General features: G+C 72.8%; 11 protein-coding genes. 6 read left to right on the top strand and 5 right to left on the bottom strand.

Going from position 1 to position 14,315, the window contains the following annotated elements; translation table 11 throughout:
* Positions 1–496: 496 nt before the first annotated feature.
* Positions 497–3,640, bottom strand: coding sequence for an isoleucine--tRNA ligase (ileS, locus tag ACZ63H_RS17920; protein WP_469866016.1), 3,144 nt, complete (start codon positions 3,638–3,640; stop codon positions 497–499).
* A gap of 602 nt (positions 3,641–4,242) precedes the next feature.
* Between ileS and ACZ63H_RS17915 the strand changes: the two genes are divergently transcribed.
* From ACZ63H_RS17915 to ACZ63H_RS17895, 5 genes are all read left to right on the top strand, one after another.
* Entirely contained in the window at positions 4,243–5,211 is a 969-nt protein-coding gene (locus tag ACZ63H_RS17915; protein ID WP_469866014.1) for a TraR/DksA family transcriptional regulator, read from the top strand.
* Positions 5,212–5,270: 59 nt separating this feature from the next.
* Positions 5,271–5,915 carry a signal peptidase II gene (gene lspA / locus ACZ63H_RS17910; protein ID WP_469866012.1) on the top strand — a complete coding sequence of 215 codons (645 nt, stop codon included), beginning with the start codon at positions 5,271–5,273 and terminating at the stop codon, positions 5,913–5,915.
* An 85-nt stretch (positions 5,916–6,000) separates the two neighbouring features.
* Positions 6,001–6,945, top strand: coding sequence for an RluA family pseudouridine synthase (locus ACZ63H_RS17905; RefSeq protein WP_469866010.1), 945 nt, complete (start codon positions 6,001–6,003; stop codon positions 6,943–6,945).
* Positions 6,936–7,409 carry a GNAT family N-acetyltransferase gene (locus ACZ63H_RS17900; RefSeq protein ID WP_469866008.1) on the top strand — a complete coding sequence of 158 codons (474 nt, stop codon included), beginning with the start codon at positions 6,936–6,938 and terminating at the stop codon, positions 7,407–7,409. The genes ACZ63H_RS17905 and ACZ63H_RS17900 overlap by 10 nt, the downstream gene beginning before the upstream one ends.
* Positions 7,410–7,549: 140 nt before the next feature.
* Positions 7,550–9,136 (top strand): Na+/H+ antiporter, encoded by a 1,587-nt coding sequence (locus ACZ63H_RS17895; RefSeq protein ID WP_469866006.1) that lies wholly within the window; start codon positions 7,550–7,552, stop codon positions 9,134–9,136.
* Positions 9,137–9,143: 7 nt separating this feature from the next.
* Here ACZ63H_RS17895 and ACZ63H_RS17890 read toward each other — a convergent pair whose 3' ends face one another.
* On the bottom strand, positions 9,144–10,250 hold the full coding sequence (locus tag ACZ63H_RS17890) for a mechanosensitive ion channel family protein (RefSeq protein WP_469866004.1): 1,107 nt from the start codon (positions 10,248–10,250) through the stop codon (positions 9,144–9,146).
* Between the two features lie 107 nt (positions 10,251–10,357).
* On the opposite strand from ACZ63H_RS17890, the gene ACZ63H_RS17885 reads away from it, so the two are divergent.
* Positions 10,358–10,930, top strand: a complete 573-nt coding sequence (locus ACZ63H_RS17885) for a dienelactone hydrolase family protein (protein WP_469866002.1) — start codon at positions 10,358–10,360, stop codon at positions 10,928–10,930.
* 4 nt (positions 10,931–10,934) lie between these two features.
* Here the strand turns inward: ACZ63H_RS17885 and ACZ63H_RS17880 are convergent, their stop codons facing one another.
* From ACZ63H_RS17880 to ACZ63H_RS17870, 3 genes are all read right to left on the bottom strand, one after another.
* Positions 10,935–12,605 carry an alkaline phosphatase D family protein gene (locus ACZ63H_RS17880; protein WP_469866000.1) on the bottom strand — a complete coding sequence of 557 codons (1,671 nt, stop codon included), beginning with the start codon at positions 12,603–12,605 and terminating at the stop codon, positions 10,935–10,937.
* 78 nt (positions 12,606–12,683) lie between these two features.
* A complete protein-coding gene (locus tag ACZ63H_RS17875) occupies positions 12,684–13,496 on the bottom strand; it encodes a thioredoxin domain-containing protein (RefSeq protein WP_469865999.1) in 813 nt (270 codons plus the stop codon).
* Between the two features lie 94 nt (positions 13,497–13,590).
* Complete coding sequence (locus ACZ63H_RS17870; RefSeq protein ID WP_469865997.1) at positions 13,591–14,283, bottom strand: hypothetical protein; 693 nt, start codon at positions 14,281–14,283, stop codon at positions 13,591–13,593.
* Positions 14,284–14,315 lie beyond the last annotated feature (32 nt).

The following is a 14,315-nucleotide window of genomic DNA, read 5'->3' as shown; positions in this document are numbered from 1 at the left end:
CAGGCCGGGGCCGGCGTGCCCGTGCGGCAGCGCGCCGCCCCCGGTCGGCGGCAGGATCAGCCCCCCACAGCCCCCCCCCCCCCCCCCCACTTTTCCAACGGGGGTGGTGCTCGGGGTCCCGCGCCCCCTCGCGCCGGCTTGGGCCGCGGTCCAGGGACCGCGCCTGCGCGCGGCGGTGATTCCGTGCGCCGGGCGTGCGGAGTCCTTTCGGGGATGGTGTGCCGCGGGGATGCGCGGGCGTACGGCGGCGGGTGACCGGCGCGCGGTGCGCGCGTCCGACGGACCGCGCTCCCGGAAGCCGTTGGGCCGCGGTGATCGTTTTCGGGTAGCCTTCCCCGCGTGCCGGGGTGCGTAGCGCAGGGGGTCGTCGCGCCTCGATGGCATCTAGGAGGACGCCGGTTCGAATCCGGCCCGCCCCGGCGCACCCGGTCGCTGTTCGGTGACGCGGAAGGCCCGGCCCCCGCACGGGGAGCCGGGCCTTCCGGGTGTCCGGCCGTTACGCCTTGCGCAGGCGGAACGTGAGGGACAGGCCCTCGTCGGTGAAGGGCTCGCCGTAGCCGCCGTCGGCCTCGCCCTGGGCGAAGTCGGTCGCGAGGACCTCGTCGGCGATCAGTCCGGAGTGCTCGGACAGGGCCGCGACGACCGCCGGGTCCGTGGAGGTCCAGCGCAGCGCGATCCGGTCGGCGACGTCCAGGCCGCTGTTCTTGCGGGCCTCCTGGATCAGCCGGATCGCGTCCCGGGCCAGGCCCGCCTGCCGCAGCTCCTCGGTGATCTCCAGGTCCAGCGCCACCGTGGCACCGGAGTCGGAGGCCACCGACCAGCCCTCGCGCGGGGTCTCCGTGACGATCACCTCGTCCGGGGCGAGGGTGACGGTCTCACCGTCGACCTCCACGGACGCCGTGCCCTCGCGCAGGGCGAGGGACAGCGCGGCGGCGTCGGCACCCGCGATGGCCTTCGCCACGTCCTGCACCCGCTTGCCGAACCGCTTGCCGAGCGCCCGGAAGTTAGCCTTGGCGGTCGTGTCGACCAGGCTGCCGCCGACCTCGGACAGCGACGCCAGGGACGAGACGTTCAGCTCCTCGGTGATCTGCGTGTGCAGCTCGCGGTCCAGGGACTCGAAGCCGGTCGCCGCGATCAGCGCGCGGGACAGCGGCTGACGGGTCTTGACGCCCGACTCCGCACGCGTGGCACGGCCCAGCTCCACCAGCCGGCGGACCAGCACCATCTGCCGGGACAGCTCCGGGTCGATCGCCGAGAGGTCGGCCTCGGGCCAGGCGGCCAGGTGCACGGACTCCGGCGCGCCCGGCGTGACCGGGACGACCAGGTCCTGCCAGACCCGCTCGGTGATGAACGGGGTGATCGGCGCCATCAGCTTGGTGACCGTCTCCAGCACCTCGTGCAGCGTGCGCAGCGCGGCCTTGTCGCCCTGCCAGAACCGGCGGCGCGAACGGCGGACGTACCAGTTGGACAGGTCGTCGACGAACGCGGACAGCAGCTTGCCGGCGCGCTGGGTGTCGTACGCCTCCAGCGCCTGGGTCACCTGGTCGGTCAGCGCGTGCAGTTCGGACAGCAGCCAGCGGTCCAGCAGCGGGCGCTCGGCCGGCGCCGGGTCCGCCGCGGACGGCGCCCAGTCGGACGTACGCGCGTACAGGGCCTGGAAGGCGACCGTGTTCCAGTAGGTCAGCAGCGTCTTGCGGACGACCTCCTGGATGGTGCCGTGGCCGACCCGGCGCGCGGCCCACGGGGAGCCGCCGGCCGCCATGAACCAGCGCACCGCGTCCGCGCCGTGCTGGTCCATCAGCGGGATCGGCTGCAGGATGTTGCCCAGGTGCTTGGACATCTTGCGGCCGTCCTCGGCCAGGATGTGGCCGAGGCAGACGACGTTCTCGTACGACGACTTGTCGAAGACGAGCGTGCCGACGGCCATCAGCGTGTAGAACCAGCCGCGGGTCTGGTCGATGGCCTCGGAGATGAACTGCGCCGGGTACCGGCTCTCGAACAGTTCCTTGTTCTTGTACGGGTAGCCCCACTGCGCGAACGGCATCGAACCCGAGTCGTACCAGGCGTCGATGACCTCGGGCACGCGCGTGGCGGTCTTTCCGCAGCCCTCGTGCGGGCAGGCGAAGGTGACGTCGTCGATGTACGGCCGGTGCGGGTCGAGGCCGGAGTGGTCGGCGCCGGACAGCTCGCTCAGCTCCGCGCGGGAGCCGACGCAGGTGAGGTGGTCGTCCTCGCAGCGCCAGATCGGCAGCGGGGTGCCCCAGTAGCGGTTGCGGGACAGCGCCCAGTCGATGTTGTTGTTCAGCCAGTCGCCGTAGCGGCCGTGCTTGACCGTCTCCGGGAACCAGTTGGTCTTCTCGTTCTCCTGGATGAGCCGGTCCTTGACCGCCGTCGTGCGGATGTACCAGGAGGGCTGCGCGTAGTAGAGCAGCGCGGTGTGGCAGCGCCAGCAGTGCGGGTAGCTGTGTTCGTAGGGCAGGTGCCGGAAGAGGAGGCCGCGCTGCGACAGGTCCTCGGTGAGCTTTTCGTCCGCCTTCTTGAAGAAGACGCCGCCGACCAGCGGGACGTCCTCGGCGAAGGTGCCGTCCTGGCGGACGGGGTTCACCAGCGGCAGGCCGTAGGCGCGGCAGGTGCGGAGGTCGTCCTCGCCGAAGGCGGGGGACTGGTGGACCAGACCGGTGCCGTCCTCGGTGGTGACGTAGTCGGCGTTCACCACGAAGTGCGCCGGCTCGGGGAACTCGACCAGCTCGAACGGGCGCTGGTACGTCCAGCGCTCCATCTCGGCGCCGGTGAAGGTCTGGCCCGTGCTCTCCCAGCCCTCGCCGAGGGCCTTGGCGAGCAGCGGCTCGGCGACGACCAGCTTCTCCTCGCCGTCGGTCGCGACGACGTAGGTGACCTCGGGGTGCGCGGCGACCGCCGTGTTGGACACCAGCGTCCACGGGGTCGTCGTCCACACCAGGAGCGCGGCCTGGCCGGCGAGCGGACCGGAGGTGAGCGGGAAGCGGACGTACACGGACGGGTCGACGACCGTCTCGTAGCCCTGCGCCAGCTCGTGGTCGGACAGGCCGGTGCCGCAGCGCGGGCACCAGGGGGCGACGCGGTGGTCCTGGACCAGCAGGCCCTTGCCGAAGATCTCCTTCAGCGACCACCACACGGACTCCACGTACTCGGGGTCCATCGTGCGGTAGGCGTCGTCCAGGTCGACCCAGTAGCCCATGCGGGTGGTCAGCTCGGCGAAGGCGTCGGTGTGCCGGGTCACCGACTCGCGGCACTTGGCGTTGAACTCGGCGATGCCGTACGCCTCGATGTCCTGCTTGCCGGAGAAGCCCAGCTCCTTCTCGACGGCCAGCTCCACGGGCAGGCCGTGGCAGTCCCAGCCGGCCTTGCGTGCCACGTGGTAGCCGCGCATGGTGCGGAAGCGGGGGAAGACGTCCTTGAAGACGCGCGCCTCGATGTGGTGGGCGCCGGGCATGCCGTTGGCGGTGGGCGGGCCCTCGTAGAACACCCATTCCGGGCGGCCCTCGGACTGGTCCAGGGTCTTGGCGAAGATCTTCTGCTCGCGCCAGAAGTCGAGCACGGCGTGCTCAAGAGCGGGCAGGTCGACCTGTGCGGGCACCTGGCGGTACGTCGGCGCTGTCATCTGCGAGCATCCTCCAACGGACTTGCTGCCTTCCGTCGGAGGGACGAGAGCCTTCGTTTCCCTGTACGCCGTGTGCGGCGCGCTCCCGCGGTACCACCCTCCTTGGCCCCCCGGCACGCCGTACGCGCCGGTGAGCCCCCTCATTGGGGCGCGAAGCCGGTTCTACTCGCCGTCGCCCTCGGGCTGCGGCTTTCTTCCGGCGGCTCCGGGGTGATCTTCACGTCGCGCTCGCCCCCGGGCTCACACCGTCCCCGGGTCGCTCTGGGCTGCGTACGCCGCTACTCGTCCCCATCCACGCTTCTCGCTCCGCCCAGTGTACGGCGCCGCGCGGACAGCGGCGGACCGGTTTTCCCCGGGGCGGGGGCGGACGGCCGGCGACCGGGCCGGGTGACCCGAATGGCGAGGGGCGCGCGGCCGGGGCCGGGCCGGCCGGGCGCCGCGGATTACCCGGCGGGGAGCTGGGCACAACGGATGCAGGCCCGTGGCTCCGGGGGTGCGGGCGGGCGAATCGGGCGGTGTGCCCCGTTGCCGCGGGACTCAAGTCGATTTATCGTCCCAGCACGATTCACCGGAAAGATCACCATATGTAAGGGGTCGCGGCCATGGTGGCGAAGAAGACCGCCGTACAGCAGCCGGCGACCGGGAACACCGGCGCCCGTCCCGCCGCCGGGAAGACGGCCCCGGACGAGACGGCCGCCGCGACCGGCACGGCCCCGGACGAGACGGCCGCCGCCACGGAGACGGCCGCCAAGAAGAAGGCGGCCGCCAAGAAGACGGCCGGCGCGAAGAAGGCGGCGGCAGGGAAGAAGGCGGCAGCCGGCAAGAAGGCGGCGGTCGCCGACAGGACGGCGATCACCGGCAGGACGGCGGCCGGCGGGAAGGCGGCGGCCGCGAAGAAGGCGGCCGGGAGGAAGGGGGCCACGAAGGACGCGGTCGGCGTGGGGACGGCCGTCGGCAAGACCGTCGCCGAGAAGACCGCCGCCCCCGGGAAGACCGCCGCCCCCGGGCAGGCCGCGGCGCCGGAGGCGGCACACACGAGCACGGCCAAGAAAGCGGGCGCGGCGCGGGCCGCGGAGCAGACGGGAGCCACGACGGTGGTTGCGAAGAACACTCCTGGCACGGCCACGGCGGAGCAGACCGCCGTTCCCAAGGCGCGGGCAGGCGCCGCGGAGCCCGGCGAACTGGCCGTGCGCCCCGGTGAGGATCCCTGGAGCCCGGAGGAGGCCGGCGAGGCGCGCGCGGAGCTCCAGTCCGAGCTGGAGCGGCTGCGGCGGGAGATCAGCTCCTCCGAGGCGTCCCTGGCCGGCCTGATGCGGGATTCCGGGGACGGCGCCGGCGACGACCAGGCCGACACCGGCACCAAGAACATCACGCGCGAGCACGAATTGGCGCTGGCCGCCAACGCGCGCGAGATGCTCACCCAGACCGAGCGCGCCCTGGAGCGGCTGGACGCGGGCACCTACGGTCTGTGCGAGAACTGCGGCAATCCCATCGGCAAGGCCCGGATGCAGGCGTTCCCCAGGGCGACGCTGTGCGTGGAGTGCAAACAGAAGCAGGAACGCCGCTCCTGAGGGCGCCCCGCCGTGCCGTACTCTCGTGCCCAGTCAGGCACCTAGGTTGAGGGACTCACGTGGCAGAGGCGGAGCGCATCATCGGTACGCCGGACACCCCGGACGACGACCACCGGCAGACGGAGCCGGGCGGAGCACCCGCCGGCTCCGCGGCCGCCGGTGCCTCCGGGGAGGCCGGTGCGGACCAGCGACAGGCCCGGGAGGCGCGCAAGGCCGGCCGCGCGCGCCGGATCGCCGTGCTGTTCGCGGTGGCCGCCTTCGCGTACGCCCTCGACCTGATCAGCAAGATGCTCGTCGTCGCCCGGCTGGAGGGCCGCGCGCCCATCCGGGTCGTCGGCGACCTGCTGGAACTGCACGTCATCCGCAACCCCGGCGCCGCCTTCAGCTTCGGCGCGGCCTTCACGGTGATCTTCTCGCTGATCGCCGCGATCGTGATCGTGGTGATCATCCGGCTGGCGCGCAAGCTGCACAGCTTCCCCTGGGCGGTCGCCCTCGGCCTGCTGCTCGGCGGCGCGCTCGGCAACCTCACCGACCGGGTCTTCCGGGCGCCCGGCGTCTTCGAGGGCGCGGTGGTGGACTTCATCGCGCCCAAGGGGTTCGCGGTGTTCAACCTCGCCGACTCGGCCATCGTGTGCGGCGGCATCCTGATCGTGGTGCTGTCCTTCTACGGCCTGGACCCGGACGGCACCGTCCACAAGGACTGAGGCCGGGGCCGGGGCCGGGGCCGGGGCCTTAGGGTTTTCCACAGGCTCGTTCGGTGTGCCGCGGCCCGTCCGGCATACTCGACGGGTGAGCACGATTCCCGAGATCCGTACCCTGCCCGTGCCCGACGGCCTGGAGGGCGAGCGCGTCGACGCCGCCATCTCCCGCATGTTCGGCTTCTCCCGCACGAAGGCGGCGGAGCTGGCCGCGGCCGGCAAGGTCCAGGTCGACGGCGCGGTGGTCGGCAAGTCCGAGCGGGTGCACGGCGGCGCCTGGATGGAGGTCGAGATGCCGCAGGCGCCCGCGCCGGTCCAGGTGGTCGCCGAGCCGGTCGAGGGCATGGAGATCGTGCACGACGACGACGACGTGGTCGTGATCGTCAAGCCGGTCGGCGTGGCCGCGCACCCGTCGCCGGGCTGGTCCGGCCCCACCGTCATCGGCGGCCTCGCCGCCGCCGGGTACCGGATCTCCACCTCCGGCGCCGCCGAGCGCCAGGGCATCGTGCACCGCCTGGACGTCGGCACCTCGGGCCTGATGGTGGTCGCCAAGTCCGAGTACGCGTACACCTCGCTCAAGCGCCAGTTCAAGGAGCGCACGGTGGACAAGCGGTACCACACGCTGGTCCAGGGCCACCCGGACCCGACGAGCGGCACCATCGACGCCCCCATCGGCCGCCACCCGAACCACGACTACAAGTGGGCGGTCACGGCCGAGGGCAAGCCCTCCGTGACCCACTACGACCTCATCGAGGCCTTCCGCGCCGCCTCCCTGCTGGACGTGAAGCTGGAGACGGGCCGCACCCACCAGATCCGCGTCCACATGGCCGCCCACCGCCACCCGTGCGTCGGCGACCTCACCTACGGCGCCGACCCGACCCTCGCCAAGCGGCTCCGCCTGACCCGCCAGTGGCTGCACGCCGTCCGCCTCGGCTTCGAGCACCCCGGCGACGGCCGCTGGGTGGAGTTCGCGTGCGACTACCCCGAGGACCTCCAAACGGCCCTCGACCAGGTCCGGGAGGAGACATGGGCGTGAGCCCGCGGTACACCGTCCGGGTCGCCGAGGACACCGCCGACCGCGAGGCCTGCTTCGCGGTCCGCAAGGAGGTCTTCGTGGCCGAACAGGGCGTCCCGGAGGACATCGAGTACGACGCCTGGGACGCGGTGGCCGTGCACGTGCTGGCGGTCCGCGAGGACGGGCTGCCGCTGGGCACCGGGCGGCTGCTGCACGGCGACGCGGCGGCGGCCAAGACCGGCGGGGACACGTCGGTCGGCTCGCTCGGCCGGCTCGCCGTCAGCCGGGCGGCGCGCGGGCTCGGCGTCGGCGCCGCCCTGGTGCGCGCCATCGAGGAGGCGGCACGCGCGCGGGGCCTCGCGGCGGTCGACCTGCACGCGCAGACCCAGGCCCTGGGTTTCTACGCGCGCCTGGGCTACACCGCCTACGGCCCGGAGTTCCCCGACGCCGGCATACCCCACCGGGCGATGCGCCGGTCCCTGTAGAACACGGCCGCCCTGGGCCGGCCCGGGCCGCGACCGGGCACCCGCGGGACGACGGCCGATCGGGAGGTCGTGCGGTATCCGCAGGTCGCGGTGGCAGACTGGAACCGGCCGTGTGATCGTCAACCCCCGGAGCGCCGTCCGTGGACCAGCTGGCTCTGTTGTTCGTACTGCTGCTCGGGGCCCTGGTGAGCGTCCCGGTCGGAGACCGGCTGGGAGTGCCGGCACCCGTCCTGATGACCCTGTTCGGCGGGGTCCTGGCGGTGGCCGACTTCGTGCCCAACGTCGACATCCCGCCGGAACTGATCCTGCCGGCGCTGCTGCCGCCGCTGCTGTACGCCGCCGTCCGCCGCACCTCCTGGCGGCAGTTCGCGGCCAACGTCCGCCCCATCTTCCTGCTGGCGGTCGCCCTCGTCTTCGTCACGACGGTGTGCGTGGCGTTCGTCGCCCACCAGATCGTGCCCGGACTGCCGTTCGCCGCCGCCGTCGCGCTCGGCGCCCTCATCGCCCCGCCCGACCCGGTCGCCGCGACCAGCGTCGCCGGACAGCTGGGGCTGCCGCGCCGGCTGGTGTCGATCCTGGAGGGCGAGGGGCTGTTCAACGACGTCACGGCCATCGTCCTGTACCACGTCGCGATCGCCGCCGCCGTCAGCGGCACCTTCTCGCCCTGGCAGGCCGGGCTGGACCTGGTGCTGTCCGCCGTCGTCGCGGTGGCCGTGGGTCTGGCGCTGGGCTGGGGCGCGAACAAGCTGATGGACCTGCTGGGCGATCCGACACTGCAGATCGGCATGACCCTGCTGGTGCCGTACGCCTCCTACGTGCTCGCCGAGCGGCTGCACGGCTCCGGGGTGCTCGCCGTGCTCACCACGGCCCTCTTCCTCGCCGAGTACGCCACCGGCGCCGACGACGTGATGACCCGGCTCGCGGGACACACCTTCTGGGACATCATCGACACCCTCGTCACCGGCGTCGCCTTCGGGCTCATCGGGCTGGAACTGCACAACGCCATCCACACCGCCCAGGGCCGCTGGGGCCAGATGCTCGGCTGGGCGGCGGCCGTCGCGGGCGTGGTGGTCGTCGTACGGCTGCTGTGGCTGCTCCCGGCGTCCTGGCTGACCAAACGGCTGCACGCCCGCCGGGACTACGACGAGGAGATCCCGACGAGCTGGCGGGAGACCGTCGTGATGTGGTGGTCCGGGATGCGCGGGGTGGCCTCGGTGGCACTGGCGCTGGCCGTGCCGCTGCGGACCGGCGAGGGCACCCCCTTCCCCGACCGGGACGAGATCGTCTTCATCGCCTTCGGTGTGATCGTCGTCACACTGGTGGCGCAGGGGCTGACCCTGCCCTGGCTGGTGCGGCGGCTCGGGGTGCGGGCCGACTCCGCGCGGGAGAAGGAGTTCGAGAAGGAGCTGGCGGTGCGGGCCGCCAAGGCGGCCAAGCGCCGGCTGCGGGAGATCGAGCAGGTGGAGGAGCTGCCCGAGGAGCTGTCCGAGCAGATGCTGCGGCGCGCCTTCGAGATCGGCATCCGGATCAGCCCGGACATGGGGGAGGAGGAGCGGCGCGAGGCACAGCTCCAGCGGGTCAAGCGGATCAAGCGGGTGCGGCGCATCCAGAACGAGATGCTGAGCGCCGCGCGGCACGAGGTGCTGGCCGCGCGGAGCGAGCCCGGCGCGGACCCGGAGATCGTGGACCGGGTGCTGCGCCATCTCGACGTACGCAGCCTGCGCTGACGTCCGCTCAGCCGCGGCCCGCGCGGGGGAACTCGTAGGCCCTGCGGAAGGAGGTGCCCTCGGGGGAGGGCGCCTGGTACGGCGGGACGAACGCGTCGGCGGTGTTCACCCGGGGCAGGGCGTAGGGGTGTTCCGCGGCCAGCCAGGTGATCATCTGCTCGCGGACCGCGACCCGGACCGTCCAGATGTCGTCCGCGTCCTTCGCCGTCACCAGGGCCCGCACCTGGACGGTGCTGGGCGTGCTGTCCGTCATCTGCAGGCCGTAGGCGCGGCCGTCCCAGGCCGGGCACGCGCGCAGGATGTCCCGCAGCTTCTCGCGCATCGCCTCCATCGGCGCGCTGTGGTCCAGGTGCCAGTAGACGATCCCGGTCATCTGCGGGGTGCCCCGGGACCAGTTCTCGAACGGCCTGGAGGTGAAGTACGACACCGGCATGGTGATCCGGCGCTCGTCCCAGGTGCGGACCGTCAGGAAGGTCAGGGTGATCTCCTCGACCGTGCCCCACTCGCCGTCCACCACCACCGTGTCGCCGATCCGGACCATGTCGCCGAAGGCGATCTGCAGCCCGGCGAACATGTTCGACAGCGTCGACTGGGCGGCGACACCGGCCACGATGCCGAGGACACCGGCGGAGGCCAGCAGGGACGCGCCGGCCGCGCGCATCGCCGGGAACGTCAGCAGCATCGCCGCCACGGCGACCACCCCGACGATCGCCGACACCACCCGCATGATCAGTGTCACCTGGGTGCGCACCCGGCGGACCCGGGCCGGATCGTGGTGGGCGCGCGCGTAACGGGTGTACGTGGACTCGACTATGGCCGCCGCGATCCGGATCACCAGCCAGGCCGCCGCCCCGATCAGCACCAGGGTCAGCGTCCGGCCGACGCCCACCCGGTGCTCCTGGAGCAGTTCGGCCTCGTCGTAGGTGCCTCTGAGCACGGCCGCGCACAGCACCAGCTGGTAGGGCACGCGGCCGCGCCGCAGCAGGTTCCACAGCGGGGTGTCGCCACGGCTTCCGTCGGCCTTGCGCAGCAGCAGGTCCGTGGCCCAGCCGACCAGCAGGGTCAGCACCACGGCACCGCCGACAACGATCACGGGGCGGAGTATCGTCTCCATGCCTCCGAACGTAACCGGTCCCGGCAGGTCATGAACATGTGTCTTCGGGGCGCGCGTGGGTAGCCCCGTGCCGCGGCCGCGCCGGACCCGGCTGGCACCATGGCCTCATGAACATCATGCTCTTTCACTCGACCTACGGCCTCAGGCCCGCGGTGCGCGAGGCCGCGGACCGGCTGCGCGCGGCGGGCCACGAGGTGTGGACGCCGGACCTCTTCGAGGGGCACACGTTCGAGGACGCCGAGGACGGCATGAGGTTCAACGAGGGGATCGGCAAGGAGGAGCTGCTGAAGCGGGCCGTGCTGGCGGCGGCGCCCTACTCCGACCGCGGGCTGGTCTACGCCGGGTTCTCGCTCGGCGCCTCCGTCGCCCAGACCCTCGCCCTCGGCGACGACAAGGCGCGCGGCCTGCTGCTCCTGCACGGCACGTCGGACATCGCGCCCAACGCGCGGGTGGACGGGCTGCCGGTGCAGCTGCACGTGGCCGAGCCCGACCCGTTCGAGCCGGACGACTGGCTGAGCGCCTGGTACCTGCAGATGGGCCGCACCGGCGCCGACGTCGAGGTCTACCGGTACGCCGGGGCCGGTCACCTCTACACCGACCCCGGGCTGCCCGACTACGACGCGGAGGCCGCCGAGGCCACCTGGCGGGTGGCGCTCGGTTTCCTCGAAACGCTCGGGTGAGGGATCACACCGGGTCGTAGGTCCGCTCCACCTTCCGCGTGCCGCTGCGGGTGCGGTAGGAGCGCGCCCAGCCGGCGCCGGCGCCTGGGTCGGTACGGTCGGACACGACGTAGTAGTCCATCTGCGCCCGCTCGGCGGTGATGTCCAGCACGCCGTAGCCGTGCCGGTCCGTGTCCACCCAGTGGACGTGCCGGTTGGCGGCCTTGATGAGCGGGGCGGCGACCGCGGAGACCGTGCCCTCCGGCACCTTGACGATGTCGTCCAGGTTGTCGGAGGTCACCGACGTCACCACGAACTCGGTGGCCGCCGACGGCGACAGCGGATAGGTGCCCGCGTCCACCGGCACGTCGTTGGCCCACGCCATGTGGATGTCACCGGTCAGGAACACGGTGTTGTCGATGGCGTTCGCGCGCAGGTGGGCCAGGAGCTCGCGGCGGTCGTCGGTGTAGCCGTCCCACTGGTCGGTGTTCAGGGCGATGCCCTCCTGCGGCAGGCCGAGCAGCTTGGCGAGCGGTTTCAGGAGGTCGGCGGAGAGCGAGCCGACGGCGAACGGCGAGATCATCACCGAGTTGCCGACCAGCCGCCACTTGGTGTCGGAGGCCTTCAGGCCGGCCTTGAGCCAGTCGAGCTGGGCGCGGCCGGTGAGCGTGCGGTCCGGATCGTCCACCGAGCCGCTGGCCGTGGACGCCTGCTGGGAGCGGAAGGAGCGCAGGTCGAGCAGGGACAGATCGGCGAGCCTGCCGAAGCGCAGCCGCCGGTAGGTGGTGCCGGCGAGGGCCGGGCGGACCGGCATCCACTCGAAGTAGGCCTGCTTGGCGGCGGCCTGACGGGCCGCCCAGGTGCCCTCGGCGCCCTCGGTGTGGTTGACCGCGCCGCCCGGCCAGGCGTTGTCGGCGAACTCGTGGTCGTCCCAGATCGCGATGACGGGCGCCTTCAGGTGCAGGGCCTGGAGGTCGGGGTCGGTCTTGTACTTCGCGTGCCGGATGCGGTAGTCGGCGAGGGTGAGGATCTCGTTCGCCGGCGCGTGCGGGCGGACCACCTCGCCCCGGGCGCCGTACTCGCCGGACCGGTACTCGTAGATGTAGTCGCCCAGGTGCAGCCAGGCGTCCAGGTCGCCGCGCGCGGCCAGGTGGCGGTAGGCGGAGAAGTACCCGGCCTCCCAGTTGGCGCAGGAGACCACGCCGAAGCGCAGGGAGGAGACGTCCGCGTCCGCCGCCGGCGCGGTGCGGGTGCGCGCCACCGGGGAGTCGGTGCCGCCGGAAGAGAAGCGGAACCAGTAGTCCGTGGCCGGGGCGAGGCCCCGGACGTCGGCCTTGACGGTGTGGTCGGAGGCGGCCGTGGCGGTGACGGAGCCCTTGGCGACGATGTCCGTCAGGGCCTTGTCGCGGGCGACGACCCAGGCGACCTCGGTGTCCGGGCCGAGCCCGGAACCGGGTATCGCCTCCGGGACCGGGGTCACCCGGGTCCACAGCAGCACTCCGTCGGGCAGCGGGTCGCCGGAGGCGACGCCGTGCAGGAAGGCGGGGGCGCCGGCGGCGGCGCGGGCCGGCAGGGCGGCGGCCAGCGGGCCGGCCAGCACGGCGGTCGCCGCCGCGGCCTTGACGACCGTACGGCGGCGGGGCGAAAGCGGGCCGGGGTCCTGAGCGGCCCCGGCTGATCTGTATCGACTGGTCACGACCGATCAGGTTACTGATCGGTATGCGCCCGGGCGGGCGAACTCGCAAAAGTTCGCCCGCGGTTCGGCGTGTCGTCGTCAGCCCTTGAGGGCCGCCTCCAGCGCGGTGTCGAACTCCTCGACGGTCATCGGCGCGTTCTTGCCGTCGGCGCCCGTCAGGGCCTTGCCGTCCATCTTCAGGGTCGGGGTGCCCTCGATGCCGTCCTTGTCGAAGACCTTGGACTCCTCCAGCGCCCACCGGTCGAAGGTGCCGTCCCTGACGTCCTTCCGGAACGCCGCGTTGCCCTTCAGGGCGGGGACCGTGTCGGCGACCTCGATCAGGTAGGAGTCGTCCTTGAACTTGTCGTCGTTCTCCTGGGGGTGCCACTTCTTGGAGTACAGCGCGGTCTTGTACTCCAGGAACGCCTCGGGGCTGACGTTCAGCGCCGCGCCCAGCGCGCTCAGCGCGTTCTTCGAGCCCTCGCCGGTCAGGCCCTTGTCGAGGAAGGTGGCGCCGACGAACTGGATCCGGTACCTGCCGGCGTCCAGGCCCTTCTTGACGGTCGGGCCGACCGTCTGCTCGAAGGTGGCGCAGACCGGGCAGCGCGGGTCCTCGTACATCACCAGCGTCTTCTTGGCGGTGCTCTTGCCGAGGAGGACCGTCGTGCCGTCCTTGCCCGAGGTGTTCGCCGGCTTGACCAGCTTGGCGTCCTTGGCGGACTCCCAGTAGGCGGGCTTGTTGGCCTGGACGACGGCGTAGCCGATGCCGCCGGCCGCGGCCAGCACGGCGACGACCGAGCCGGCCACGATCAGCTGCCGCCTGACCTTGTCGCGCTTGGCCTGCCGCTCGCGCTCCTGGCGCAGCCGCTCCCGGGCCGCCATCTTCGCCGCCTGGCTGTTCCGCTTGCTCATGGTGGTGATCTCCCTGGGGGCGCGCACCTTCCGTGCGCGCGATGGATGGGGGGACTGACGTGCTCGGTGCCGTCCGCCGCGCGGGAGCCGTGGCTCAGGCGAGGGCGGAGCGGGCGGAGCGGGGGAACGGCGGTCCCCGCCGTCCCAGGGAGTGCACGAGGAGCAGATCGCGGGCGGCGGCCCGGCGCGGGGCCGGACGGGGCGGCCGGCGGGCGGGCAGCGGCCGCACGGCGACCGCGGTCACCGCCAGCAGCAGCGGCCGGAAGGTGGTGGCGGCGACCGCCCGCACCAGCTGGGTCAGCGCCCGCTCGCCCCGGCGCAGCCAGGCCGCGGCGAGCAGGCCCACGCCGACGTGCGCGGCCAGCAGCAGCCAGGCGGCGCCCGGACCGGCGTGCGCGAACAGCTCTCCCGCGCGGTCGGATCCGCCGGCCATCCGGGCCAGCGGGGAGCCCACCGGGCCCTCGCAGAGCACGTCCAGGCCGACCGCGCGCAGCGGGCCGGCGACCGGGCCGCCCGCCCGGCCGTAGCAGGCGTGCTGGCCGGTGGTGAACACCGTGTCGGCGGCCAGCTCCAGCGGGATCAGCAGGGCCGCGATCCGGCCGAAGCCGCGCTCGCGCCCCGCCAGCCCGTACGCCGCGGCGAACACCCCGGCGGCGACCGCGCCCACGGTCGCCGGCGGCAGCGGGGCACGGGACAGCAGCACGTGCGACGCGGTGCCGAGCGTCACGACGAAGGCCGTGAACAGCGCCGCGCGCACGGCTCTGAGCTGGGTCCCGGATATGTCCATAGCGAAAGGAGAGTGTGTCACGTCCGTGGGTA

This window comes from Streptomyces sp. NPDC104831 (assembly GCF_055583025.1).
The sequence above is the reverse complement of the archived record's forward strand: the minus strand, read 5'-3'. Positions and strand labels throughout refer to the sequence as shown.